General features: G+C 68.6%; 21 protein-coding genes. 1 reads left to right on the plus strand and 20 read right to left on the minus strand.

Features of this window, described 5'->3' with window-relative positions:
- A partial coding sequence (locus VHR41_20445) for a serine/threonine-protein kinase (protein HEX3236574.1) occupies positions 1-1,215 on the minus strand: 1,215 nt, incomplete at its 3' end.
- Between the two features lie 348 nt (positions 1,216-1,563).
- Between VHR41_20445 and lon the strand changes: the two genes are divergently transcribed.
- Entirely contained in the window at positions 1,564-4,107 is a 2,544-nt protein-coding gene (lon, locus tag VHR41_20450; protein HEX3236575.1) for an endopeptidase La, read from the plus strand.
- A gap of 3 nt (positions 4,108-4,110) precedes the next feature.
- Here lon and VHR41_20455 read toward each other — a convergent pair whose 3' ends face one another.
- The 19 genes from VHR41_20455 to VHR41_20545 form a co-directional block, all read right to left on the minus strand.
- Complete coding sequence (locus tag VHR41_20455; protein HEX3236576.1) at positions 4,111-5,673, minus strand: diguanylate cyclase; 1,563 nt, start codon at positions 5,671-5,673, stop codon at positions 4,111-4,113.
- On the minus strand, positions 5,670-6,353 hold the full coding sequence (locus VHR41_20460) for a helix-turn-helix domain-containing protein (protein ID HEX3236577.1): 684 nt from the start codon (positions 6,351-6,353) through the stop codon (positions 5,670-5,672). Before VHR41_20460 ends, VHR41_20455 begins: the two co-directional genes overlap by 4 nt.
- 49 nt (positions 6,354-6,402) lie before the next feature.
- Positions 6,403-7,551, minus strand: coding sequence for a hypothetical protein (locus VHR41_20465; GenBank protein ID HEX3236578.1), 1,149 nt, complete (start codon positions 7,549-7,551; stop codon positions 6,403-6,405).
- Between the two features lie 95 nt (positions 7,552-7,646).
- Positions 7,647-9,299: a M28 family peptidase gene (locus tag VHR41_20470; GenBank protein ID HEX3236579.1), complete on the minus strand. Its 1,653-nt coding sequence runs from the start codon at positions 9,297-9,299 to the stop codon at positions 7,647-7,649.
- Positions 9,300-9,307: 8 nt separating this feature from the next.
- Positions 9,308-10,069, minus strand: a complete 762-nt coding sequence (locus tag VHR41_20475) for an SDR family oxidoreductase (GenBank protein HEX3236580.1) — start codon at positions 10,067-10,069, stop codon at positions 9,308-9,310.
- A complete protein-coding gene (locus tag VHR41_20480) occupies positions 10,053-11,363 on the minus strand; it encodes an FAD-binding oxidoreductase (GenBank protein ID HEX3236581.1) in 1,311 nt (436 codons plus the stop codon). Before VHR41_20480 ends, VHR41_20475 begins: the two co-directional genes overlap by 17 nt.
- Before the next feature lie 3 nt (positions 11,364-11,366).
- Positions 11,367-12,269: a UbiA family prenyltransferase gene (locus tag VHR41_20485; GenBank protein ID HEX3236582.1), complete on the minus strand. Its 903-nt coding sequence runs from the start codon at positions 12,267-12,269 to the stop codon at positions 11,367-11,369.
- Positions 12,262-13,611, minus strand: coding sequence for an FAD-dependent oxidoreductase (locus tag VHR41_20490; protein HEX3236583.1), 1,350 nt, complete (start codon positions 13,609-13,611; stop codon positions 12,262-12,264). The genes VHR41_20485 and VHR41_20490 overlap by 8 nt, the downstream gene beginning before the upstream one ends.
- Positions 13,612-13,614: 3 nt before the next feature.
- On the minus strand, positions 13,615-14,763 hold the full coding sequence (locus tag VHR41_20495; GenBank protein HEX3236584.1) for a glycosyltransferase family 2 protein: 1,149 nt from the start codon (positions 14,761-14,763) through the stop codon (positions 13,615-13,617).
- A 7-nt stretch (positions 14,764-14,770) separates the two neighbouring features.
- A complete protein-coding gene (locus tag VHR41_20500; GenBank protein ID HEX3236585.1) occupies positions 14,771-15,748 on the minus strand; it encodes a glycosyltransferase in 978 nt (325 codons plus the stop codon).
- Entirely contained in the window at positions 15,735-15,923 is a 189-nt protein-coding gene (locus VHR41_20505) for a hypothetical protein (protein ID HEX3236586.1), read from the minus strand. The genes VHR41_20500 and VHR41_20505 overlap by 14 nt, the downstream gene beginning before the upstream one ends.
- Positions 15,924-16,116: 193 nt before the next feature.
- A complete protein-coding gene (locus tag VHR41_20510; protein HEX3236587.1) occupies positions 16,117-17,757 on the minus strand; it encodes a hypothetical protein in 1,641 nt (546 codons plus the stop codon).
- Positions 17,754-19,130 (minus strand): hypothetical protein, encoded by a 1,377-nt coding sequence (locus VHR41_20515; protein ID HEX3236588.1) that lies wholly within the window; start codon positions 19,128-19,130, stop codon positions 17,754-17,756. The genes VHR41_20510 and VHR41_20515 overlap by 4 nt, the downstream gene beginning before the upstream one ends.
- Positions 19,117-20,547, minus strand: coding sequence for a glycosyltransferase family 39 protein (locus VHR41_20520; protein HEX3236589.1), 1,431 nt, complete (start codon positions 20,545-20,547; stop codon positions 19,117-19,119). Before VHR41_20520 ends, VHR41_20515 begins: the two co-directional genes overlap by 14 nt.
- Positions 20,544-21,014 carry a hypothetical protein gene (locus tag VHR41_20525; protein ID HEX3236590.1) on the minus strand — a complete coding sequence of 157 codons (471 nt, stop codon included), beginning with the start codon at positions 21,012-21,014 and terminating at the stop codon, positions 20,544-20,546. Before VHR41_20525 ends, VHR41_20520 begins: the two co-directional genes overlap by 4 nt.
- Complete coding sequence (locus VHR41_20530) at positions 21,011-22,033, minus strand: glycosyltransferase (protein HEX3236591.1); 1,023 nt, start codon at positions 22,031-22,033, stop codon at positions 21,011-21,013. Before VHR41_20530 ends, VHR41_20525 begins: the two co-directional genes overlap by 4 nt.
- Positions 22,030-22,818 carry a polysaccharide deacetylase family protein gene (locus VHR41_20535; GenBank protein HEX3236592.1) on the minus strand — a complete coding sequence of 263 codons (789 nt, stop codon included), beginning with the start codon at positions 22,816-22,818 and terminating at the stop codon, positions 22,030-22,032. Before VHR41_20535 ends, VHR41_20530 begins: the two co-directional genes overlap by 4 nt.
- Entirely contained in the window at positions 22,815-23,909 is a 1,095-nt protein-coding gene (locus VHR41_20540) for a glycosyltransferase (GenBank protein HEX3236593.1), read from the minus strand. The genes VHR41_20535 and VHR41_20540 overlap by 4 nt, the downstream gene beginning before the upstream one ends.
- Positions 23,902-25,518, minus strand: a complete 1,617-nt coding sequence (locus tag VHR41_20545; GenBank protein HEX3236594.1) for a glycosyltransferase — start codon at positions 25,516-25,518, stop codon at positions 23,902-23,904. Before VHR41_20545 ends, VHR41_20540 begins: the two co-directional genes overlap by 8 nt.
- Positions 25,519-25,727 lie beyond the last annotated feature (209 nt).

The raw sequence follows: 25,727 nt of genomic DNA on the forward strand, positions 1-25,727 counted from the left end.
GAACATGGGGAACAGGAACCAGGGGTCGCTGATGCCGGTCGCGATGTTGATCCCCAGGCAGCCGAGCGAGACCGCCGCCCAGCTGGCGAACTGACCCCGAGCCTTCTGCACGATCCGCGGCTCACCGGTATCGGGCACCAAGTCCTTGTCGTTGCGGTCGCGCGGATCGCGGCGGCGCAGCGCGTCACCCCGGGCGCCCGGAGACGGCCGGGGCCCGAGCCCGGGCCGGGCGCCCAGGTCGCGCCGACCGGGCCCCACGCCCGCGCCGGTGCGGCCGCCCGCGAGCGGCCGGGGTGATGCCGGGGCGGGCGCTCGCTGGCCCTTGAAGGTGGTGCCGGTCGGGCGGTATCCGCTGACGATCCGGCTCTCCAGGGACCGCCGGAGCGCGTCCGCGCTGGGCCACCGGTTCTCCGGGTCCTTCTCCAGGCAGCGGCTCACCGCGAGTGCCAGATCCTCCGGCACTTCCGGGCGACGGGTCCGCAGGTCCGGCGCCGGCTCGGTGATCTGCTTCATCAGGATACCGGCCACCGTCGGTGCGGTGAACGGCAACTCGCCGGTCAGCATCTGGTAGCTGACGACGCCGAGGCTGTAGACGTCGGACCGGCCGTCGATCTCGCGCTCCCCCGCGGCCTGCTCGGGACTCATGAACGCGGGTGTCCCGATCGCGACCCCGGCTCCCGTGAGCGTCGCGCCCGACGAGGAGGACAGGGCCTTCGCGATCCCGAAGTCGGTCACCATCACCCGGCCGCGGGACCCCTCGAGCAGGATGTTGTCCGGCTTGATGTCGCGGTGAATGATGGAAAGGGCGTGGGCGGCGCTGAGGGCGTCGGCGGTCTCGCTCATGATCCGCCGGGCCTCGTCCACCGGGAGCTTGCCGCGCCGCCGGATCCGCCCGGCGACCGACTCCCCGTCCACATAGCCCATGACGAAGTACACCAGTCCCTGGCCCTCGCCGACGGTGTGGATGGGGACGATGTGGGGATGGGAAAGCTTGGCGGCCGTCTGGGCCTCGCGGGTGAACCGCTCCCTGATGTCCTTCTGGAAGGCAAGCTCCGGCGGCAGCACCTTGATCGCCACCCGGCGCTGAAGGCGCTCGTCCCGGGCGCGGTAGACCACCCCCATGCCGCCGCGGCCGATCTCCCCCTCGATGGTGTACGCGTCGCCCAGGGCCTCGCCGAGCCGCGCCGCCAACGGCTTATCGGCGGGGTCGGTCATGAACGAGGCCGCCGCAAGATGCCGGCGAGAGCGCGGGGGAGGCTAGAGGGTTGGAACCGCCGAACATGGCACCCAATCTGTACCCGCGCGCGGCCAGCGGCAACTGAACCGGCCCCGGTGTCGGCCCCCCTCGGCGGCGGTTGCCGTCAAATTGGCAGCGCCACGCTCGGATTTTCCGGCCGTCCTGCCGCCCCGGCCTTCGCCGGAAACCACGCGGGCCCGTAAGTTGTTTGCTAGCATGACGCAGATCCGGGGCCTGCGTGGCACGTTCGGTGCTTGTCTGCCCCCGATCTGCAATACGTCGTTTTCTTCCCCGACAATCGGGGACTTGGAAGGAGTAGTCTCTACATGGCCGAACGACTGACTTTGCCGGTGCTGCCTCTGCGCGAGGTGGTACTGTTTCCAGGGGTCACGGCCCCGATCGGCGCCGGGCGACCGGCGACGCTCCGGGCCATCGAGGCGGCGCTCGCGACCCCGGAGCGCCTCGTGTTCGCCGTGAGCCAGCGGCAGAACGTCGAGAGCGTCAACCCTGACGTGCTGTATACGATCGGCACCATTGCCAAGATCGGTCAGCTTCAGCGGGGCCTTTCCGGCATGCAGCTGCTGCTCCATGGGGAGCACCGCGGCATCGCCATCCACTATACCGAAAAAGAGGGCTATCTCCAGGCCGTCGTGCGTGAGGCGGAGGAGATGCTCCCACTCAATGCCGAGGATGCGGCATTCGTCGCCCTGCACCGCGAGGCCCGGACCCGGGCGGCGGAGCTGGGCCAGAAGTCGGGTCTGCCGGACGAGGTGGTGCAGCAGGTGCTGGCCGGCGTGAACGAGCCGGGCCGGTTCGCCGACCTGGTGGCCGGGTATATCGACATCACCCCGGCCCAGCGCCAGCTCCTGCTGGAGACGCTGAGCGTCGAGGAGCGGCTCCGCCGGGTGCTGGTGCACGTGCAGCGTCAGATCGGCGTGCTCGACGCGCAGGAGGACATCAAGTCGCAGGTCCAGGAGGAGCTGGGCGAGCGGCAGCGGGAGATGTTCCTGCGGGAGCAGCTCAAGACCATCCAGCGCGAGCTGGGCGAAGGTGACGAGCGGGACGACCTGCAGGAGCTGCGCGAGAAGCTCGAGGCGCTCGACCTGCCGGCCGAGGCCCGGAAGGAAGAGGACCGCGAGCTCAACCGGCTCACCCGGATCGGCCGCGAGTCCATGGAAAGCCAGGTCATCCGCACCTTCCTGGAGAACATCGTCGAGCTGCCGTGGAACGTCCGCAGCAAGGAGCACCTCTCGCTGCCCGAAGCCCAGAAGATCCTCGATGAGGACCACTATGCCCTGGGGGACGTGAAGGACCGGGTGCTCGAGTTCCTCGCCGTGCGCCAGCTCCGCATGCAGCAGGACGCGGCGGAGAAGGCCGCTGAGGCGGAGGAGAAGGCCGGGCGGAAGGCCGACGAGGTGGCCCAGGGCGAGTCGACCGACACGCCCCAGGCGACCGCCACCGTGCCGCCGCCCAACACGGCGGTGAAGGGCAACGACGACGACCGCGCCCGCGGTCCGATCCTGCTGTTCGTGGGTCCTCCGGGTGTCGGCAAGACCTCGGTGGCCAAGAGCATCGCCCGCGCGATGGGACGGAAGTACGTCCGCATCTCGCTCGGCGGGGCGCGCGACGAGGCCGACATCCGCGGCCACCGGCGCACCTACGTCGGGGCCATGCCGGGGCGCATCATCCATGGGATGAAGCAGGCCGGCACCAAGAACCCGGTGTTCCTGCTGGACGAGGTGGACAAGCTGGGCGTCTCGTTCCAGGGCGACCCGGCGAGCGCGCTGCTCGAGGTGCTCGACCCGGCCCAGAACGACACCTTCGTGGACCACTACCTCGGTGTGCCGTTCGACCTGAGCGAGGTTCTCTTCATCGCCACGGCCAACTTCATCCAGAACATTCCGAGTCCCCTGCTGGACCGGATGGAGGTGGTCGACTTCGCCGGATACACCGAGCGGGAGAAGCGGGAGATCGCGCGGAAGTACCTCATCCCCCGCCAGTTCACCGAGAACGGCGTGAGCCCGGATCAGTTGACCATCACCGACGAGGCGCTCTCCGAGGTCATCACCAGCTACACCCGGGAATCCGGGGTACGCCAGCTGGAGCGGGAGATCGGCCGGCTGGCCCGCAAGGTGGCGCGGAAGATCGCGGCGCACGAGGCGGAACAGGTGACCATCGATCGGGAGATGGTGGACGACCTGCTGGGTCGGCCCAAGGTCCATCCCGAGAAGATGGCCCGGGAGGACGAGGCGGGCGTGGCCACGGGCATGTACTACACGCCTACCGGCGGCGACATCATGTTCGTCGAAGCGTCGACCATGCGCGGTAAGGGCGAGCTGGTGCTCACCGGCCAGCTGGGCGACGTGATGAAGGAGTCCGCCCGGGCGGCCTGGACCTATGCCCGCTCACACGCGGCCGCATTGCAGATTCCGGATGAGATGTTCGATCGTGACATCCACATCCATGTGCCCGCGGGCGCCATCCCCAAGGACGGCCCCTCGGCGGGTGTGACCATGGCCTCGGCGGTCGTCTCGGCGCTGTCCGGCCGGGCGGTGCGCCACGACGTCGCCATGACCGGCGAGATCACTCTGCGCGGCCGGGTGCTTCCCATTGGGGGCGTGAAGGAGAAAGTGTTGGGTGCGGTGCGGGCAGGCATCACCAAAATCATTCTGCCCAAGGAGAACGAGCCCGACTTGGAGGATCTGCCCAAGGAGGTTCTGGACAAGATCGAAGTCTTCGTGGTGCAGGAGCTGGGGGAAGTGCTGGCGCTGACCCTGCGCGGGGCCACCTTCCGGGAAGGCCGCCTGCTGTTCGGCGACGAGAAGAACCCCCGGGATGTGACGCCGTTGTCGGGAGGGTTCCGGCACTAATTCCTACTTCTCGCTCTTGTCCTTTTGCAGTGCCCGGACCGCCGCGTGGGTCAGCTCCCCCGCGGCGGTTCCGTCTGTAGGGAAGCAGGACCAGCCGACGCTCACGTGCAGGGGAATGATGATGCCCTCCTGGGTGGAGGCGGACTGCTCGCCCAGCACTCGCCGCAGCTTGGCCGCCAGCACGGCGGCGCCACCCGCAGTCACTCCCGGCAGCACCATGGCGAACTCCTCGCCGCCGTACCGACCGATCACGTCGCTCGCACGCACGTTGGCGCGGAACACGTTGGCGACGTGAAGCAGCACCTGGTCCCCCACCTGGCTGCCGAAACGCTCGTTCACCTCATGGAAGCGATCCAGATCGAAAACTACGAAGGTCAGCGCACCGCCGTGCCGCCGAACGTGGTCGGCAGCGTAGTCCAGCTCGGCCAGCAGGGTCACCTGGTTGAGCAGGCCGGTGAGGTGGTCGCGATGGAGGGTCTCCCGCAAGCGTCGGCTCCGCTCGGCTCGGACGACGACCGTCTCGACAAGCAGCGCCGGAGAGACCGGGAAGGGCAGGAAGTCGTCCCCGCCGGCTCTGAGCGCGGCGATCTGGTCGTCGATGGTTCCGGGCCCGAGGAACAGGATCGGGAGAAAGCGGAGCCGGGGATCCCGCCGAAGAAGGCGAGCTACCGCCTCGCCGCTCGAGTCGGCCAGCTGCACCGCCAGAAGCAGCAGGTCCGGCACCTCGCGATCCAGGATTTCCGGCACCGATTGGGCGAGGTGACAGCGGACCACGCGAACGTTGGCCTCCTCCAGCTGCCCGCCCACCGTGGCGGCCCGGTCGGGATTGCTCTCGACCAGCAGGACCACTCGCGGCGGCGGCCCGCTTCGGGCGAGGGTACGGGCGTACCGGGGCACGTCCTCCACCATGCGCTCGGCGGGCACGACCGCGTCGACCCCCGCCGCGATGGCTCGGAGCCGGTTCACCGCCCTGAGCGTCTCGATGAGCACCACGGCCCGAGGCCGGGAGCTGGACGCTCTGGTCCAGATCGAGGCAATGGCGGACGGATCCCCCTCTCCGGCGGAGGTGCCGATCACCAGTAGATCGAGGGGGTCCGTGGCCGCAGTCCCTGGGGAGTGCTCGGGTCCGCGAACCGGACCTACCTCGAATCCTTCCTTCCGGAGCGCCTTCGAGAGCTGCTCCTGCTCCGGGCTCGAGGGGAGGATCAAGCTGGCTCGGAGCTGGACCGGGGTTACGGCCGGCGTACCGGTCAGACCGGCGAGCAACCGGCGCTGGACCGCGGCCAACTGCCCCAGCGCCTGGTCCAGACGGCCTGCCTCGGTGGTCGGCGGAGCCGTCCCCATCCACAGCTCATGCTCCCGGGCAATCCGACTGATCTCGGGGAAGCCGTACGAGCCGCCGGAGCCAGCCAGCCGGTGAAAACGCACTTTGAGCGAGCCTGCCGCCTCGGCCGATCCGGACCTGAACGCGGCGACGTCCGCCCGGATCTCGTCCAACCGCTGGGGAAGCTCGGAGAGGTACTCCCGCTGCAGTTCGAGGGAAGCCTCGTCGATCGGCTCAGTCATGATTCCAGGAAGCGCTCGAAGGCGAGCCGGGCGCCTGCCACGAACGCCGGGGCGGTGCTCCAGTGGCCGCGCACGTCGCCGCCGGTGCGGGAGGCCAGGATGGCGCTCCGGTCGTCCACCACGGCGATGATGGGCATCCCAGGCCAGCCGTGACCGTCGGACACGACACCCACCGAGGCAAATCCGAGGTCCACGGGGGCGGGCGCGCACAGAGTCAACGGCAGCCCGGCGGAGAAGGGGCGACGGAGGGCAGGGGCGAGAATCGGGAACGCGTCTGCCGGGGCGAGCAGGGAGACGGCGACCGTGGCCCGAGCGACGTCATGGGTGATGAGCTGCAGCACGGCTCGTCCCGACTCGATCTCGACCAGCGTGGGCGTGCTGGGCACGCTGACCTGGTCCAGGTCGCTGCTCAGACGCTCCATCGCCAAGCCATGATCGGTCGAGATCCGGGCGATGAGGGCCGTCGGAGACTCGGGCCGATACCGCTTGGGCCGCCCGGGGTCGACCCGCGCGGCACCCTTCGAGACCAGCCCCTCGAGCGCGCTGTAGGCGTTGGCACGGGCGAGTCCGGCCGACCGGGCGATGGCGTACCCAGTCCCGGGTCCGCCGGTCAGCAGGACCTCGTAGACCAGGCTCTCGGTCGGAGTGAAGCCGAAATGGGTGAGGTCGATGCGAGGCATCGAAGTAGTATTGCCCGCTACGACGTAACGAGCAAGGGCAGTTCAGCTCTCAGGCGTAATCCAACGTCCAGCCCAGCAGTTTGGCGATGAGGCCCAGCCGAAAGGTCACGTCGACCTCGCGGCCCTCGGTGGTCTTGTCGTCGACAGTCAGGGGATAATAGTGGTAGGTAATCTTGTTGAGCGCCTTGGGCTGAGACCGGAGGTTTTTCGGACGCCAGACGCCCATGTCGTCGCAATCCTTGAGCAGGCGGGCGAGCACTCGGGTGGCCACCGGGGCCCAGGTGAGCGCCCCCATCCGAGCCAGGAGCTCGATGTAGTGCAGCGCCAGCGGCAGGTCTTTGGGCAGACCCTTCGCGTCGGCCTCGATGGGGTCACCCAGCAGCAGGTGCTGCGGCTTCACGGTCCGCTTGCCCACCTGAATGACAAACGCCTTGTTGGGTGCGGGCTGCGCCAGATAGTGACCCAGCCGCTCGGTGAATCCGGCGCGCTCCCGCTGCAGGTTGGGCATCGAGCCCAGCATGGTGACCGAATACCAGCTCGGCGGATGCGCCTCGGGATGGAGCACGACCTGCTTGCCGGACTTGAGGAAGGGTTTCTCCGCCAGTGGGCTGCGAAGAAACTGGGAGATGGCGTTGGCGATCTTGTGCCCGGCGCCGCGAAGTCGGGGGTCGTCGGCGTAGCCGGCTTCGGCCAACGCACCGGAGGCGGCCTCCCGCATGATCCCCCGGGCCCAGGCTTCGGCCTCGGGATCGGATTTGACGCTCTTCTGAAATTCGAAGAGGAGCGCGGGATCCTCATCCCTCGAGAGCAGCCGGAACAGCACCCGGTCGGCCAGCTTGAATGGCCGGGTGGCGCGGGGCCAGGCCAGCTGGAGCAGGCGGCGATACTGCGGAATGGTCCCGACGTCCTTGATGCCCTGGGCCGCTGAAGCTGCGAGACCCAGCAGATTGCTCCCCCATACGCCGTTGTCCTTCTGCTTCTTCACCACCCCGAGCGCGACCTTGGACTCGGTGATCGCCTGGTGAGCGGCCTCGATTTCTTCCGGAGGCGCGTACCCCGGCGGGGCCAGCTCGACGTAGGTTCGGTACCGGACCGACGCTCCGGCGTTCTCTAGCAGCCACGCGAGCGGGATCCGGTGCTGGGTAGGCAGTTCCAGAAGCGCTCCTGGGGACGGGGGCCAGGCGTCAAGCGGGCGCAAATCTACCTATGTGAGTGGCAAGAGAGAAGTAAGGCCCGCGGCACCAGGCGACCGGGCCTCCTTCGGGACCTCCGGCGGACTGACCTAAGTCCTTGTCACTTACGGGCTGTCCGCTCCTCACCGGCCTGGCGAAACTCGGAGTTGGCCTTCCAGGTCGGCTGGCTGGGTTCGTTCCCGACGGCAACTGCTGTCCTGACGATGACGCGAAGCTGTTGGACAGCGCCGTCGTCGGTGAACCAGGGAAGCAGCTCATCGCTCGGCTGATGGTAGCGCTTGGCCACATACTCGTCCTGCTGCTGCTTGCCCCACCCGGCGGGCCGCCCGACATAGTCGGTGCCGCTCTCGAGCGAGGTCCCCGGGACCCCGACCCGGGCCAGGGAGAAGTGGTCCGAACGGAAATAGGCTCCCCGAATCAGCGCGTCCTCGTTGGTGCTGACCCGCAAGCCCTCCGCGGCGGCCGCCCGGGTCACCGTCTCGCCCAGAGTCGATTGATCCAGGCCCAGGGCGGAGAAGTCTCGGGTTCGGCCATACAGGTTCATCACGTCCATGTTGAGAATCGCCGCCATGTCGCGAAGCGGGATCGGCGGGGTAGTCGCCAGGGCCTGGGACCCGAGCAGTCCCGACTCTTCCGCCGCGAACCCGATGAAGAGCATCGAGCGGGCGGCCCTGACGCTGCTCCGGACGAACGCCTCCGCGGCGGCCAGCACGGCCGCGGTGCCCGACGCGTTGTCCTCTGCGCCGTTGTAGATCGAGTCGCCGTCCACCGGGACCCCGATACCGAAGTGGTCGTAGTGCCCCCCGATGAGAACCGCCTCACGCGCCAGGGGGCCGCGCCCGGGCAGCCGTCCCAGGACGTTGTACGTGTCCGAACGGCGGATGCCGCTGCGCACGGAGGCGTCGAGCTGGACTTTGAGCGGTACCGGCCTGAAGCCCCGATGCCAGGCCCGTTCGCTCAGCGACGTGAGATCCTGACCGCCTTGGCTGAAGAGCCGGCCGGCCGCATCCTGCTGCAGCCATCCGGCGACGATGAGCGAGCTGGGCTCGGTTTCGAGCCGGACCTGAGGGCCTGACCAGCTGGAGAGCACCGTGGTCCACGGGTAAGTGGCGCTCTCGGTGGTGTGGATCATGAGGATCCCGGCCGCGCCCTGCCGCCGCGCCTCTTCGATCTTGTAGGTCCACCGGCCGTAGTAGGTGAGGATCTTGCCTCGGAAGATGGTCGAGTCCCGCAGGCCGGGATCGTTGGTCAGGGTGATGACCAGCTTGCCCTTCACGTTGACGCCGGCGTAATCGTTCCAGCCGTATTCCGGCGCCACGATGCCGTAGCCCACGAAGACCGGCTCGGCCCGCAGACTCACCAGCGAGTCGTTTCGCATGGACCACATCACGAAGTCTTTCTTCCACGCGAGCGCCGCCGGCTGGGCCGCACCGACCGCGAGCGAGGGCTGTGGCGTCAGCCTGATGATCGGCACCCGCTGGAAGTAGCTGCCGGTGTCGCCGGCCGGGACCAACCCCAGGCGCTCGAACTGCGTGGCGATGTACTTGGCGGCCGTCGTCCCTCCCCGGGTCCCCGGCGCGCGCCCTTCGAGCGCGTCATCCGCCAGGAACTCGAGATGGGAGTGGAACACCCGGGGGTCCACCGCTCGTGCCACCCGGGATTCCGGCGAGTTGGCCCGGCCGATCTGCTGCGCTTCGGCGGCACCCGCATCGAGGACCAGGCCGATCAGGCAAGCCAAGCGAAGAAGTGTCATGCGGGTCCTCACAGGCGGAGTCGCCGGAAGATGGATTCGGGCAGGGCGGTGACGAGACACATGATGGGCCGCCAGAACCAGGGAATGTACACCACGCTGCGACGCGACTCGATGGCACGGTAGATGGCGCGCCCGACCCGCCGCGGGCTGGCGAAGAGAGCGTTCTTCGGCACCTGCGCGGTCATCGGGGTGTCCACGAAACCCGGCTTGATCGTGATGACGTCCACGCCGGAGCGGAAGAGCCGGTTGCGGAGCCCCTCGAGAAATCGCTCCAGTCCGCCTTTGGCGGCCCCGTACACGTAGTTGCTCTGCCGGCCGCGGTCTCCGGCCACCGAGCCGATCACCGCGATGCAGCCGTGGCGCGCGCTCTCGAATCGGTTGGCCACCAGCGTCAGCAGGGCCACGGTCGCGGTGAAATTCACCTGCATCGCGGCCAGCGACTCGGCGACGCTTTCCTCACACCGCCGTTGATCGGGCAGGGTGCCATGCGCGATCAACACCACGTCCAGCCCTCCCATGCCGGCCGCCGCCGCGTCGATCACCCCGGCGTGACCCCCAATGTCGGTGACGTCGAGGCGCGCTGTTTCGACCTGCATCGCACCCCGTACTCGCAGATCCGCGGCAACGGCCTCGAGCCGGTCCGGATGGCGTCCCGTCAGGAAGAGACGAGCCCCGTACGCCGCGAATACCCGCGCGGTTTCGGTGGCGATGGCTGAGGTCGCACCGATGACCAGGACCCGCCGGCCTGAGCGATCAGGAGCGCTGGACACGACGCCAGAAGGATGAGGAGAACTTGGGATCGACGTGGACCGCGAACCGCTCCCATTGGGGAAAGAACCGGCGGAAGCTCTCGGGGCTCATCCGGGCGTCCTTGGCGGGATAGACCGCTCCGCCCGCGTCTCGCACCACCCGGTCGAGATCTTCCAGCAAGGCGAGCGTGCGCTGCCCACGGAAGGCAAAGTCTACCGCCAGCGTAAGCCCCGGCCGGGGGAAGGAGAGCAGGCCGGGGGAAGGCACATCCCCGAAGCGTTTGAGCACCGCCAGCGACGGTGCTTCACCAGACCTGGTCATACGCTCGAAGATCTCGCGCATGCCTGCACTGCCCGGTTGCTCCGGAACAACGCATTGGTACTGCAGGAAGCCGGCGGCACCGTACAATCGACTCCAGTCGGCCACCGTGTCCAGCGGGAAGAAGAACGGCGTGTACGGGACAAGGGACCGAGTCCGGCCCCGAACCTGCCGTCGATAATACAGCTCGTTGAAGGCGCGCATGGTCGCCCGGTTGATCAGGCCGGCAGGCGCATCGCAGGGAACCCGCAGCCGAGCTTCGACCAATGGCGAGGGTGGCGCCCCGGGCCACCCGGCGTGATCGCCCCGCATGAAGATCCCCCGGCCCAGCCGCCGTCCCCGGGCCAGGCAGTCTACCCACGCGACGGTGTACTCATACTGTTGATCGCTCTCGGTGAGCGTGAAGAATTCATCCAGGCTGCCGAAACGAATCCGTTCCAGGGCGATGCCAGCGCCAGGAATTCGGTTGAGCCGGATCTCCGCCCACAGGATCAGGCCGGTGAGGCCGAGTCCACCGACCGTGGCGTGAAAGAGCTCGGCATTCTCTTCCGGAGAGCAGACCAGCCGGTCGCCGCTGGAGCGCAGCAGCTCGAGCCGCACCACGTGAGCCCCGAAGGTGCCCGCGCGGTGGTGATTCTTCCCATGAATGTCGTTCGCGATGGCACCGCCTACCGAGACCCATCGGGTGCCGGGCACGACCGGCAGGAACCAGCCCTTGGGGACGGTGAGCGCGAGAATCGCCGCCAGGGTGACTCCCGCCTCGCAGCGCAGCAGGCCGTTCCCGGCGTCGAAGGCGATCAGCCGATCGAGCGCCTTCGTGTCGAGCAGCAGCCCGCCGTCGTTGAGGCAGCTGTCTCCGTAGCTGCGGCCGAGTCCGAAGGGCAGGATGCTCCGGTCGAGCCGGTCGAGCGGAGGTGGCTCGGTCCGCCACACGATCGGCAGCACTCCGGTGTGACTGGCCCGGGGGTACCGTCCCCAGGACTGGTAGGTCCTCATCGGCTACAGGGCCGCGTACATGATGACGCCGACCAGGGCACCCAGCAGGTAGCTCAAGGGGTCCTGCACCGCAGCCACGATGGGATCCTCATGAATCTGCCCGCGATACGCCCGAAGCCACATCCGGCCGATCCAGAGCAACAGCAGGGGACAGACCAGCCACAGTAGGAGCGGGAACCGGTAGAGGGCCACGACCTGGTCGCTGTTGATGTAGAGCGCGAGTACCAGCACCGACAGATACCCGCTGGAGCTTCCCATCGATCCCAGCCACTCGCGATCGCTCCGCAGATATCCGCGGCGGCGGACCTGCTCGTCGGCCTGCGGCTCCAGTCCGCTGATCTCGGCGTAGCGCTTGACGAAGGCGAGGCTCAGGAAGAGGAACATCGAGAACGCGAGCAGCCAGGTGGAGAATCGCACGTGCGAGGCCGCGACTCCGGCCAACACCCGAAGGGTATAGAGTCCCGCCAGCAGGACCACGTCGAGCACGGCGATGCGCTTGAGATAGGTGGAGTAGGCTGTGGTGAGCACCAGATAGAGCGCCAGTGCGGCGACGAACCGCGTTGGCAGCCGGGTCCAGCTGAGCCAGAGCGCCCCGATGACCAGGACGGGAATGAGCGCCACGCCGAGTGCCGGCGGCAGCGCTCCCGAGGCGAACGGCCGATGTCGCTTGGTGGCGTGCCGGCGATCGGCCTCGAGATCGAGCATATCGTTGAGGATGTAGCCGCCCGATGCCGCCAGGCAAAAAGCGATGAAGCCGATCCCGGCCTTGGCCATGGCCGCGCCGTTGAAGAGCTGGTGATCGAGGATCACGGGCACGAAGAGCAACAGGTTCTTCACCCACTGGTGCACGCGAATGGCCCGGACCGCCGCCACCCAGCGCGACTGCGTATCGGGGTGCTCAGGCACGGGGCATCGACCTGAGACGGTACCCACTGATGCGCCCGGCGAGGTCGGTGCGCTCACCGAGGTCCCGCAGCAGGGCCTGGCCGGTCTCGACGCCCGATCCCAGGGCGGTCCCGGTGGACACGATCGTCGGGAAGGTGCGATAGTTGCCCGCAAAGTAGAGGTTGTGCCAGGAGGCGCTCTTGAGCGGAGGATTGCGGAAGCTCCGGCCGAAGACCGGCGAGTACATCGGCACCCGCGCCAGGTGGGTCCAGAACGGCTCCAGCTCGAAGCCGAAGACCGCCCGGAAATCGGCCCGGTAACGCTCCACCAGCCGCTCGTCCGGTTCCTGGAACAGCGGACGGTCCCGCCCGCGGAGATGGGTCACGAAGTTGACGCAGCTGTCACCCGGGCGGCCGATCGACGGGTTGAGTGAGCTCAGAAGAAAGATGCCGCAGGCGGTCCGGTCGAGCGACGCCAGGTTGATCCAGTAGGCGTCGGACCTCACCGCCTGACGGGTGGCGCAGACCAGGGAGATGAGCGCGGAATAGCGGATGCTCGCCAGCTCGGGCGTGGCGTCGCCGGGCAGCAGCCGGAGATAGACCTCCGTCGGGATACTGCTGACGAAGAGGTCGCCGCCCAGCCGCTCGCCCCCGGCCAGCTCCGCTTCCCGGATGAGGCCGTCGCCGGTAAAGAGCTTGGTGACCGGGCTCCCCAGCCGCACCCGTACGCCGGCCTGCTCCAGCAGGCGGGTCACTCCATCACAGAGCACCTTGGTCCAGTTGGCGCCGGGGATATAGCCCAGCGGAGCGGATCCTTCCCGGTAGTGCAGCCGGGCGCCCAGCCAGGCCCCGCTCACCTCGGAGCAGGGCAGCTCGAACTTGAGCCGGGTCAAGCGCTCGAACAGCGCCTCCCGCACCCCGGGGCCGGCGCACTCGTCCACCAGCTCGGCGGCGCTCCGGTCTTGCCAGTCGGACCAGTCGCGCTTGCCGAACGCTTTGAGCATGAGGCGAACGAAGCGGGCCTTGTCCGGCAGGCTCATAGGGAAGCGGAGGAATCCGGCAGGACTACCTAGATCGTACGACTGCGTGCCCAGATTGAAGAGCATGCGCACCCGGCGCCAGCGCACGTCCGGCAGCGCGCCGACCAGATCGAGAAAGAAGAGCAGGGCGCGATCGCGGTGCAGGATGTGATGGTAGCCGAGCGGATAGAAGTGCTGTTCTCGCTCGAAGCTGCCCGCCAGGCCGCCCAGGCTGCCGCCGCTTTCGACCAGGGTCACGTCGCGGAGGCCCGCCCGTGCGAGGGTATAGGCGGTCGCCACGCCGGAGAGCCCGCCGCCCAGCACCACGACGGACGGTTGGGCCATCCGCTATTTCTCCTCCGGCCGGCTCATCGACATGGCGGAGATGAAGAGCGACGAGAACAACGTGCTGAAGCCAAGGATCACCAGGGTGGCCGCGAACGACACCCACTCTGGATGTGGCAGCGGGAGGAGCTGGGAGCGGAGCCACTGCGCCACGATCACCAGCAGGATGCCGCCGCCGAGGACGATGAGCCCGCCGCCGAGCAGCAGGCCGGCTTCGAGCTTGAACCGCCGGTAGAACGCGCCGAGCGCCCGGTTGTCCCGGTCGAACCGGCGGCTCCAGGAATAGGTCTTGGCGTGCAGGCCCAGGCTCAGGATCTCGAAGCCGACCACGCTGAAGATCGTGGCGAACACCGCCGTCACTCCCGAAGCGGGACGGCCGCCGAAGCGCACCAGTCCGAGCAGCACCGCCAGGTGAATCAGCAGTCCGAGCGTCAGCAGGATGGTTCCCGGAACGAAGAACAGCTTGTTGGGTGAGTAGAGCAGCATCATGCGAAGGCTGCGCCAGCCGTCGCGGAACGTCCGCAGCTTGGACTCGCCCTTCCGGGCGCCAAGGACGATGGGGATCTCCCTGGTGCGGAGTCCCGCGAGTCCGGCATTGATGGCAAGCTCGAGGTTGAACTCCATGCCGGGGCTGACCGGACGGATCAGCTCGTACGCGTTGCGGGAGAAGGCGCGGTAGCCGCAGTACACATCGGTGTACCGGGTGCCGAAGAGCAGATTGAGGATCCGGGTGAGCGCCGGATTCCCGAAATAGCGGTGGAGCGCCGTGATGTGCGCGTCGCCGCCGTTGAGATAACGGCTCCCGGTGACGAATTCGCAGTGCTCTTCCTCCAGTGCCGCGAGGAACTGAGGAATCATCGTGAAGTCGTAGGTATCGTCCGCGTCACCCATGACCAGGTACCGCCCGCGCGCGCTGGCGAACCCCTTGAGGTAGGCGTTGCCATAGCCGCGAGCCGGCTGATGCACCACCCGGGCGCCCATCCGCTCGGCGATAGCTACCGAGGCGTCGGTCGACCCGTTGTCGCACACCACGATCTCGCCGTCGATGCCGGCCCGGGCGAAGGTGGCCTGGATCTTCTCGATGCAGGGGCCGATGGCCTCTTCCTCGTTGAGGCAAGGCATGACGACGGATACGAGCGGCTCCTGGCTCATGCTCCCCTCATTCCCAACGTGGCCGCGCCTCGGCGGCGTCTGCGCCGAATCGCATCCAGCGGATACCCCCCGCCACCAGGCCGGCCGAGTAGGCCAGTCGCGCGGCGAGAATCGCAGGCAGCATCAGGAGCGGCTCGAGCCGGCGCGCCCGGATCCAGCACCACAGGATGTACCCGGTGCTCCCCAGCGCGAGCGGCAGGCTCGCGGCCACCAGCAGGGCGGGGAACCGGTAGACCCAGGCCAGGCGCGCGGCGCCGGTCGGCGCCTTGCTCTCGATGGCGCTGTAGCCCCAGCGGTAGTTGCGCCGGAGGAGATTGCGGAAGCCCGGGCGGTTGTAGTGATAGACGATCGCCGCCGGATCGAAGAAAATGCGGCCGCCGCGCCGCCGCACCTCCGCCTGCCAGACCAGCTCCTCATGCGCGTAGGCGATCGGCTGGTGTTCGGTAAATCCGGCGGTGCTCGCGAACTCGGCGCGGCGGACGCTCAGGTTGCCGGGTGGATGATTGGGCACCTCGCCCGCGGCGCGGCGGGAATGCGCATGGTACCAGCCGCAGTAATAGTCGCAGCGTGCCATCGGCGAGAGGCCGGAGGGGAGATCGAGCGAGCCTCCCACCACCGCGGCACCGGCTGCGTGTCCCGCGAGGAGCCGTGCCAGCCAGCCCGGCGCCGGCAGGCAGTCCGCGTCGAGGAAGATCAGCGGATCCCCCGAGGCGGCCCGCGCGCCCCGATTCCTGGCGACCGCCGGGTTGCCGCCGCCCGCTCGGCTACCGAGCTCGAGCACCCTGGCACCCGCGGCGCGCGCGACAGCCACGGTGTCGTCGGTCGACCCGTCGTCCACCAGCATGACCTCCGCCGTCCATCCGGCGGGCGTCTGCTGCTGAATGGAGTGGATCAGCCGGGCGATCGTCCGGCCCTCGTTCCGGGCTGGAATGATGACCGAGACGGTCCGTTCGGGGGCGGCCCCCCGCGGCTCAGGCTGCGGCATACGGCCCCTCGATGGAGCCGACGACCCCGCACCAGCCGAGGCGGGCAGCCAGGGGAGCAACGACCAGGATGCGGCGAATGGGGATTTCCGCCACGCTCCCGCGAGCGTCGTGACCCCGCTCCCGGCCATAGGCCGCATGGGAGGGGGCTTCGCCCGGCGTGGCTCCTGAAGGCATGGATTCGCCCGTGTGGGTTAACGGTGGTTCCAATGCATCCCTAAGTGTCTGCCCTTTAAGTACTTCCGGTGGCCCTTCCGGCGACGAGGGGTCGACGGAAGCGTCCCGGTGCTGAATATAGAGCGCGGTGCTGGGAAATCGGGGGTGATTCGTGTCGCGTCGCAGGCAAGTTCCTTGCCCACCCCCTCCGGCCTCAACATCGGGCGCTCGTGGAACCCGAGCATCGCCGGGCCGGTGCCGGGTGAGCTTCCAGAAGCCGAGGGTCGACCGGATAAAACCGGTAGGGCAGCTGCCCCGAGACGTACATCTCGTCGGGAGCCCGCGGGAGGTCGGCGCCGAAGTAGTAGCGGAACACGTTCCTCAGCACGTTCACCAGGGTGACGGGCTCGCGGAAGGTGCTGTCGCCGCCAGCCGGAAGGTAGAAGGCGCCGAAGGCGCCGAACCGCTCACGGATGAATGCCGTCGAGACCCGCTCCGGGTGGCCATAGAAGCCGACATCGGCGAACCGCGACCCGTGGTCGCCTACGATCAGGATCACCGGAGCGATTGGCGACTGGCGAAGCAGGGTCGTCACCAGCTCGAGGACCAGCCGATCGGCGCACTGCACCTGGCCGATGTAATCGGCGCGCTGTGCCGGAGTGTCGGCCTCCTCATCGTCCGCAACCGGATGCTCCAGGGGCCGGCACCGCTCATCCACCAGGTAGGGCACGTGAGGAAGGAGCACGTGAGCGAAGGTGAACGTAGGCGCCGTATCCGCTGGAATCCTGCCCATCGCCTCGAAGGAGCGCAGGAAATGCTGCACCAGAGGGGTCCGCGTGTGATCAGTCCCGAGGACGAACCTGAGCAAGGTCGACCGGAGCACCGTGAGCCGCAGCTCCGTCCGGCGCACCTCGTGCCCGAGCTCGAACCTCGCGTGGGAATCGAACTCCCGGTCGGCGAGAGGGCTGGCAGCGGTGGCGGCCCACCAGGCGGAAGGGAACAGCACGTACCGGTACCCGTGCGCCTTGAGGAAGCGCGCGGCGCGGTTGTGCATGATCAGGTACTTCGGGAGTGAGTGGTCCGTGCTGGTGGTCCCGGCGTCCTCCGCCAGCCTCGTGACGTGGGAAAAGTTCAACAATGAGGAGACCGAGAGGTAGGTCTGGACATAGTTGCTCCGTGCGTCCCGCGGGATCAGGAAGCCCAGAGCGCGCAAGCTGTCCTCGAAGCGGGAGTTGTCGAAGCCGAACACCTCCTGCAGGACGCGGGCGTTCGCGTGGCCGTCGAGCACGATCAGGTAGATGTCGCGAGGCGGTGCATTCCTCCCAGGTGGCGGCGGGACGGCGATAGGTAGCGGGGAGGCGAGCTCGCGCACCAGCGTGCTTCGCCTCGCGACCCGGGGCCCGCGCCCCTGGGAGACGACCACCTGCACCGTCACCATCGTGAGGAGCAGGAGCCCGAAGGTCGTCAAGTATCTGCTGAGGCCGAGGAGGCGGGGGCGCGTCTGCCGGAGCAGCCAGGTTATCGCCGCGAGAGTGGGCAGGGCAGCCAGGGGAGCGAAGATCCGGTCGCGGGTGAGGCGATGGCTCACGCTCGAGAGCGCCTGCTGTGCCGGGATGTAGTAGAAGATCCACGCGATGGCGAGCAGTGCGACCGCGGCCGCGAGCGGCGCGGCGCGATCGGTGCGGTCCAGCGCCCACACAGCTAGGAACACGACCGCGATCACCAGACCACTCACCAACAGCACGGCGGCGAGTGTCACGGCGAGGTCGGAGGGCCGGTACTGCCCTGGATTGCCCGCCGCGATCGCCAGCACGAGGGACGCGGCGAAGCACAGCGGATACAGCAGCCCGCTCACGGCCCCGACGCCTTGCTCGATTCCCGCCACGCACCGAAAGGTCCGATTCCGGCCTCATGCAGTCGCTGCAGGCTCACGACCATCAGCGGCTCGTCCCAATGCAGCATGAACTCGTAGTGACGCCGGGCGAGCGGCTCCGCCGGCGTCTCCGCCACCAGATCGCGCTCGAACGATTCGAAGCCCGCCTGGAACCAGGCCCGGCGCTCGAAACCGACACGGGTGTTGAATGGAAAGAGCAGCGCGAGACCAACAGCCAAGGCGGCGGGGAGCATGCGCCGCGTCCAGGCCGTTCCGTAGAGAAGCGCGGTGAAGTAGACGGCGCACAGCCCCGGTGCCGCGAGCAGCACATATCGAGTGGGCATCCGGCCCGTGGCCGCGGCGCGACCCGCGCGCCCCCAGCCGACAGCCAACGCCAGCACCGCGGCAGCCAGGAAGAACGCCAGCATGCCGAGGATGCGGAGGCGCTCCTCGCGCTGCTGGCGATACGCCGCGATCAGCAGGCCGAGGCTCAACAGCAACAGAGGAACGGCGATGCTGCCGCAGAGGAGCCACCGCTTTGACGCGGCCGGGCCCAGGCTGAGCGCCAGGAACTTGCCCGTCGTCGCCAGCGTGGCGCCCAGACCGGGGCTCGCCTGGTTCCACGGCGACGCCTGGTAGCCGATGAAATAGACCGCACACAAGAGCACCGCGAGGCAGGCCATCGCGGCCGGCAGCCACTCACCGCTCCGCTGGTCGGCGGAGGCGTCGCGTCGCCGGGCCCAGGCAGTGTATCCCAGCCAGGCCGCGAGCGTCGGCGTGAAGACCAGCCCGTTAGCGCCCGAGAGCGGCAGGCCGATCAGCGCGAAGGCAGCGGCCAGAGCGCCCCAGCGGGTGGGCAGGCCAGGCCGCGCGACGATGACCAGCAGCAGCACACAGGCCAGGACCGTCGGGAGGACGAATTGGATCTGCCATCCCCACACGAGGTTGTCCCAATTCCCCAGATGGAGAAGGAGCAGCGGGAAGAACGCGTCGGCCAGGCTGGTGCGTCCACCGCGGAGCGCGCGCGCCACCAGGATCATGCCGGCCGCGACCGCGCCCAGGGCGAGGGTATCGAACAGCATGGTGGAGCGAAAGTCATGCGTGGCACGGAGCAGGGTGAGATTGACGAGGCGGGGAAGCGGAAGCCGGTGTTCGCTGTTCTGGCTCCAGAGCCAGCGCGGCAGGTTCGGCTCGTGGCCGGTCATCGGCCCGACCATCAGCCAATCTTCTTCGAAGGGAATGTTCCGGCCGTCGCCAGCGATGGCGAGGAGGAGACTGGCGAGGGTGGCCGCCCAGATGAGCCATACCAGGGGCCCGGCGACTCGGGATGCGCCCGGCGTGTCAGTGCTGGTCAATCGTCCGTCCGATCAGGAGTGGGCCGGTGCTCGCCTCCTCCGGCGTGCGCACCAGCATGAAGAACAGAAACAGCGCGCTGGGCCAGATCTGCAGCAGCAGCCGATCGAGCGAGCTGTCGAGCAGCCTGGCCAGCTCATCGGCCATGCTGACGAAGACCATGAAGTGGCCCGCCAGCAGAAGCATGAGGGCAATCGCAGCCATTCGCAGCCAGCGGCGGCTGGCGTCGGTCCCGCTGACACCGAGTCCCAGGAGATAGGCGGCCAGCACCCACACCGCACTGCCGAAGCCGTTCCCCCCGAAGGACGCGATATGAGTGGTGTATGCCTGGATGACGAGATAGTAGCGATGCGCCGAGGTCAATCGCCCGAAGGTGCGCTGGACGTCGAGGGTCGATAGCAGGTCGTTCGGTGGGGCGAACGCGATCTTGAAGCTCGCCACCAGGAGGAGCAGCGGGAGCAGTCCGCTGCCGAACCCGCGCAGCCGCCGCCGAGTGGCGGCCCAGTCGCGCCCGCCGGCGACGATCAGTCCGGCCCCCACGGCCAGGCTGAAGAGCACGCCTTCGTTCTTGGTCCACATCGCCAGGCCCGCCGCCACGCCGGCCAGCACCGCGAAGCGGGTGGTGGCCTCGCCCTGCCGCGCATCCAGGGCAAGGCAGACCATGGTCGCGAGAAAGAAGAAGGCGAGGGGCACGTCGGCGTAGAGCGAGGTGCCATGAAGGATGAAGAACGGCGTGCTCAGCAGGACCATTCCGGCCAGCAGCCCCTGACTGGTGCTGCGAAGAGCGGCCAGCGCTGATGCCAGGAGTGCCACCGCCCCGAATGTGAACGTGGCCGCCACCAGCGCGGGCCCGAGCAGTGTCTCGGCGCCGGCGTAGAGCCAGCTCCGGGCGACGAGCGAGGGAACCAGCACCGGATAATCCGGGTGGGACCACGGGAACGTGGCCGAGAACGCATTCCGCCAGGCCTCGCCCCCGCGGAAGAACATTCGGGCCCGCATATCCCAGTTCATCCAGGCGTCCCACTGGCCGTGCGGGTGCTGCCGAAGCGTCGACACGAAGGCCGCGGCCGCGGCAGACAGCGTCACCAGAAAGCCCGCGACCAGCAGCGGGAGCAGTCGAGAATTGCTCTGGCCGCCTTCGGGTGCAGGCCCGGCGGCCGGCCTCCTGCCGGCCCTGAACGCCACGACGACCAACAACATCACCAGTCCCACCTCCGCCAGCGCGAAGCCTCGCGTGGGTCCGAACGCGAGCATCCAGAGGAAGAGCAGGACGGCCGACACTCCCGCGCCCAGTCCGGCTCCGAGCGCGACGAGCAGCGGCCACGGTCTGCCGGCGGCATCACCGGGCCACGCGGTCCGGAGCAGCAGCGCGCCCAGTGCAGTCGAGACGACGAACGAAAGACCGAGCGCCGCGATCACGGGCGCGACCGGAAGAGCACCAGACCGTCGCCGAAATCCCGGATGACGCGGAGTCCCGTCGGCACCTCCGGCACAGCCTCCGGGCCAAAGTTACCGATGACGAGCTCGGGATCGGTGCTCTTGACCAGGAGCACCGGCGCCAGAAAGTATTGCGCCAGGAGATAGCGGCGGAACCGAAGGAGCGCTTCCGACTTCGGGTCGTCGGCAGGGGCGCCGGCTGGCCCCAGTCGATCCAGGTACCCTACGGTGCCATGGGCCGGAAGCATGGCCCGCAGGTCCCCGAAGGCGTGCTCGTAAGTCGAGATCTCGTCCTGCGCGGCACCGGTTGGCCACTCGGAGGCCCGCTGCACCCACCGGACGGTCGACGCCCCCGCGTAGAGGAGCACCAGCAGGATTGCGATGCGGGTCCTGGTGCCGGCCCATGAGTCGTTGCCGGACACGGGGCCCGAGGCGGCGGACAGAGTCATCCCTGCCCGACCTTTTCCGCCGTCGTCCCGGCGGTCAGGCGGTCGGACACAGATCCTCCGGCCGCCCCCTCACGCATCGCGCCGAGGGCACCGTACCAGTACAGGTAGTCGATTGCCAGGGTGTAGTACTTGTCGAGGCGGGCGGGCTCGAGGCGTTCCACTCGCTCGATCAGCCCGACGACCCACTGCGGCACACGGTCGGTCACCCGGCTCAGGCGCAAGAGGAGGCCCCGGAGAGCGCGCCACCGCCAGGGTCCGCTGTGGAACTCCGAGAGCTTGATGCGGTCCACGATCGCCGGGTGCTTGCCGGCGAACAGCACTGCCGTGCGCCCGCGGGCGATCCCATCGGGCGCGAACCCGGCAAAGGTCTTCTCGTAGTGCTGGTGCGCCAGCGCGTCCGCGCTGTAGGTGAGCTCGACACCGGCCTCCTGCAGACGGAGGGCGAGCTCGTAGTCCTCATGACCGTAGACCCGGAACGCCGCATCGAACCCGCCGACCCCCAGCAGTACCTCGCGATGAGCCGAGAAGTTGCCAGTGTAGGTGTCGCGGAAGCGGAGCCGATAGCCCGGCTGGGACATCCGATCGAGCCGCGAGCGGAATCCACTGGCCATGTATCGCACGAAAGGAGGCGACTCGGATCCGGCGACGATCGGCGCGGCGCCCACCACCGCCCGCTCGACCGGTCCCTGGTGGGCGCGGGCGTGGGCGGCCAGAAATCCGGGGGACGCTTCCATATCGTCGTCGAGCAGCACTACAACCTCGCCTCCCGCCGCACGAATGCCGGCGTTGCACGCTCCGGCCCGCCCCCGGTTGGGTCCCTCCAACGCGGAGAGAGCGTAGGGTACGGCAAGCCCGCGCACCGCCGCGGCTGTTCCATCGGTCGAACCGTCGATCGCCGCGATGACCTCGTAGGCATCGGCGGGAAGCGTCTGCGTGCGCAGCGACGCCAGCAGGCGCAGCAGCGAGTCCCGGCGCTGATAGGTCGGGATGACCACGCTGATTTGCGGCGCCGCCGTCACTGGGCGGAAACAGTCCGCTTGCGGAATCGCCGGGTCACGCCGCCGAGAGCCTGACTGATGTGTTCGCGGAACGCGGTGCCGTTCCGGAGCCGGCAAGCAAAATCGATCAACGAGTCGTGCCCGTAGATGGAGACGCGCCGGAGCGCCAGCGGGTCGTCATCGGGGCCGGAGAGACCCGGGCGAGTGGAGCATGCGGTGAGGTAGCCCGCGGCGGCCGCGGCGGCCTGCACGGACTCGTCGACAGAGCCATAGGGATAGGCGAGGTGCAGGACGGGCCGGCCCAGCTCATCCTCGAGCCGCTGCCGCCCATCGACCAGCTCGGCTCGACAGCGCGAGGCATCGAGCCCCGTCAGCCGCGGGTGGGTGACGGTGTGGGCGCCACACTGATACCCGTCGGCAACCAGTGTTCTGGCGGCCTCCCATCCCATCACCGGCAGCGCCATGCCGAGCTCGGGAAGCAGCCACCGGCTGGTCTCTCCCATCAGGCCCGCGACGAGGTAGAAGACCGCCGTGAATCGGTGGGCCCGGAGCACCGGGACCGCGTGATCGACACACCCCTGAAAGCCGTCGTCGAAGGTGATCACCACCGGGCGGGTGGGCAGCTGGCCGTGGCCCAGCCGTACACTGGCCAGGGTCTCCATGTCGATCGGCTGATAGCCGAACGCGGCCAGCCACCGCATCTGACGCGCGAACTCTCGAACCGTGACGGAATATCGCCGGAACGCCGGATGCGGATTGGGAGTCACCTCGTGGTACATCAGGATGGGCACGGACGCGCGCGTCATGCGCTCGCCCCGGCGCTGCCGACCTCGGAGCGTACCGCGCCCGGGCGTCCGCGGAGGAGCTGCAGCGGGAGCCATGGCTGGGCCTGCCAGGCACGCAGGCCCCAGCCAATGCTGGCTCGAAGATGTCCGGCCTGGTAGGCGGCCCTCGCCTCCTTCAAGCAGGCGCCGGCCAGCATCGGCCCCAATCCGCCGTGTCCCTTGGAGAGACGCCGGCCCGTGCGAAGCAGCTCGATCGCCTCCTGCCGGCGCCCGACCTGCTGCATGAGGTACACCGCGTAGCGATACCCCTCGCCGATCGCCTCGGCCAAGGTTGCGTCGGGTACCCCCCACGCGCGCAGCAGCTCGGGCGTGACGTGCCCCTCGGACGGCGTGGGATCCGTGCCCCCGGTCTTGCGCGCGGCCGCGGCAGCCCGCGCGCCGACCACCGACACGATCTGCTGCTCGAGATGGCGGACCGAGACCTGGCTGGCATACACCCGGTAGTAGAGCAGCGGCTCGGCGAGATTGGCCACCTCGTATCGCTCGCTCAGGCGGAGCCAGAGATCGTAATCCTGGGCCTGGCGGTAGGCTTCGCGATAACCGCCGACTGCCGCCAGCATGTCCTTCCGCAGCATCACGGTCGGATGGGTAAAGCAGTTGTACCGGGTCAGGGCCCGCACGATCTCCGCGTGCGACGTGGGACATTCGCTGCGCTTGATCTCCCGGCCCAGCTCGTCGATGCGGACCACGGCGCTCCCCAGCAGGGCCACCCCAGGGTGCCGATCCAGAAACTCCACCTGCCGCGCCAGCCGATCGGGGAATGCGACATCGTCGGCGTCCATGCGGGCCACGTAGGTCCCGCGTGCGAGCTGACAGCCGCGGTTCAGCGACGGGGTCAGCCCCGCGTTCTCCTGATGGAGCACCCGGACACGGTGGTCCGCGGTCTGGTAACGTCGGAGCACTTCTGGCGTCGAGTCCGTCGAGCCGTCGTCGATGATCACGAACTCGAGGTCGGTGAACGTTTGCGCCAGGATGCTGTCGACGGCCTGCTCCAGATAGGGCACGCCATTGCGCACCGCCATCACGACGCTGACCCGTGGAGTCTCAGGCATGTCCCTTCACGGCGCGCACGGTAATGAGGACCTCGTACTCGGGGTCGATGTACTCCAGCTCGTCCGGCCGGAGCTCCCGGCTCGACAGGCCCTGCAGGAACGCCGTGGCCGCGAGCACGTTTCCGTGGGTCTCGACCCGAACCTCGCCCTCCGGAAAGCCGCACTCGAATAGCCGGCGCGCCGACAGGGAGGTGAATCGCCAGTAGTCGCCCCAACGATCCATGTCGTAGCGGACGATCTGGCTGATGCCCGGCATCGTGGCGAGCACGACGCCGCCCGGCCGCAGCAGCCGGTGCAGGGTCCGGACTGCCGCCGGCACGTCCAGGATGAACGGCAGCACCTGGGTCAGCACGATGCAGTCGAAGCTGTCGCCGGGCACGTGGTCGGCGGAGGTAAGGTCGGCGACGATGGTCGCTCTGGGATTGTCCGTGGTGGGGTGCAGCACTTCGGCCCGGGTGACGTTGGTGCCCCCGAACTTGCGGGTGTAGGCATCGTCCCTCGCCTCCAGCACGCGGCCCCGGATGTCTCCCGCGTGCTCCCGCAGGAAGCGCTCGATGTAATAGCGATCGACCGGCAGCCCGCCTCGATCCCAGCCGAACCGCCGGCTCACCGGCGTGAGCCGGCGCAGACTTCCGAACCGCACCGCCTGGGTACCGGGTGAGCCGCCCAGCGCCGGCACCCGGGCACCGACCCAGGTTCGGAGGCCGACCGGCAGGGTGGCCCGGGCCAGCCGCCGAGCGCCTGCTATCGCCCGAGACACCAGGCGGAATGGGCGAAGCTCCGCCTGGACGGTCTCCCAGACCGGACCGCTCGCCTGGCCGTGGTCCTGCAGGTATCGCCGTAACCACCTCAGGAAGTAGCCCCGGGCGAGCTCACGCCCGCCGCTGGCCTTGGAGACGGCGTAGCAGGACTCCGGATGCTGGCGATACCGGTCCCAGGTCTCGCTCGAGGCAAAGGCCGGGAAGCGGAGGAGCAACTTCGAGAAGAAGCCCTGGTCTTCATAGACCATGTTCGTGCCGACGAAGTGGGACTCGAATCCGCCGACGCTCACCGCGGAGGCGCGGCGGACGAGCACGTCGGATGGGCAGGGTGTCGGAGCCGTGCGCGAGAGGAAGGGGAGCAGCAGGTCGGGCGGCGCGTAGGTTCGGTCGAGCGGTAGCTTAAGATCAATGACGTAGTCGCGCTCGCGATCGTCGGGCTGCCCGGTCCATCCGAACCAGTACAGCGGTGCGCCGAACAGCAGCGCCACCTCGGGGTGCGCCTCGAGAATCGCGACCTGACGCTCGAGCTTCTCGGGCAGCCAGACATCGTCCGCATCCAAGAGGGCGAGGTACTCGCCCCGGGCGTGCTGCAGACCCAGGTTGCGGGACGCGCTCATCCCCTGGTTCTGATGCCCCGGGTGCTCCAGATAGCGGACTCGGTGAGGCTCGCGCTCGGCGAAGCCCCGCGCGATCTCGCCGCTCTCGTCGGAGGAGCCGTCGTCGACCAGCAGCAGCTCCCAGTGGGGATAGGTCTGCGCCAGCACGCTCCGGATCGCCTCGTCCAGGAAGCGCTCGGCGTTCAGGAAGATCGCGACGACCGAGACGAGCGGAGTTGGGCCCGGCGTCACGATCTCCCCCGTCTGAGGCAGGTAACTGTGGGCGAAGGGATAACGCGTTGGGGTGCGGCACTCACCCTGCATTTCCCGGAGGCGGCGCGCAAGGTGCAGGAAACATACCACAGGGGTGGGTCATCTCGAAGGCAGGAACACCCTGGAGGCCGCCGGGCAGACTCGCCCTATCTCGTGCTCAGCGAAGCCATTAGCCACTGACGTGAGCC

The organism is Gemmatimonadales bacterium (genome assembly GCA_036265815.1).
GTDB lineage: Bacteria > Gemmatimonadota > Gemmatimonadetes > Gemmatimonadales > GWC2-71-9 > CAVVWJ01.

Coding starts and splice junctions, on each gene's coding strand:
- lon (HEX3236575.1), top strand. CDS start 1,564: ATGGCCGAACGACTGACTTTGCCGGTGCTGCCTCTGCGCGAGGTGGTA.
- VHR41_20455 (HEX3236576.1), bottom strand. CDS start 5,673: ATGACTGAGCCGATCGACGAGGCTTCCCTCGAACTGCAGCGGGAGTAC.
- VHR41_20460 (HEX3236577.1), bottom strand. CDS start 6,353: ATGCCTCGCATCGACCTCACCCATTTCGGCTTCACTCCGACCGAGAGC.
- VHR41_20470 (HEX3236579.1), bottom strand. CDS start 9,299: ATGACACTTCTTCGCTTGGCTTGCCTGATCGGCCTGGTCCTCGATGCG.
- VHR41_20480 (HEX3236581.1), bottom strand. CDS start 11,363: ATGAGGACCTACCAGTCCTGGGGACGGTACCCCCGGGCCAGTCACACC.
- VHR41_20490 (HEX3236583.1), bottom strand. CDS start 13,611: ATGGCCCAACCGTCCGTCGTGGTGCTGGGCGGCGGGCTCTCCGGCGTG.
- VHR41_20495 (HEX3236584.1), bottom strand. CDS start 14,763: ATGAGCCAGGAGCCGCTCGTATCCGTCGTCATGCCTTGCCTCAACGAG.
- VHR41_20500 (HEX3236585.1), bottom strand. CDS start 15,748: ATGCCGCAGCCTGAGCCGCGGGGGGCCGCCCCCGAACGGACCGTCTCG.
- VHR41_20505 (HEX3236586.1), bottom strand. CDS start 15,923: ATGCCTTCAGGAGCCACGCCGGGCGAAGCCCCCTCCCATGCGGCCTAT.
- VHR41_20525 (HEX3236590.1), bottom strand. CDS start 21,014: ATGACTCTGTCCGCCGCCTCGGGCCCCGTGTCCGGCAACGACTCATGG.
- VHR41_20535 (HEX3236592.1), bottom strand. CDS start 22,818: ATGACGCGCGCGTCCGTGCCCATCCTGATGTACCACGAGGTGACTCCC.
- VHR41_20540 (HEX3236593.1), bottom strand. CDS start 23,909: ATGCCTGAGACTCCACGGGTCAGCGTCGTGATGGCGGTGCGCAATGGC.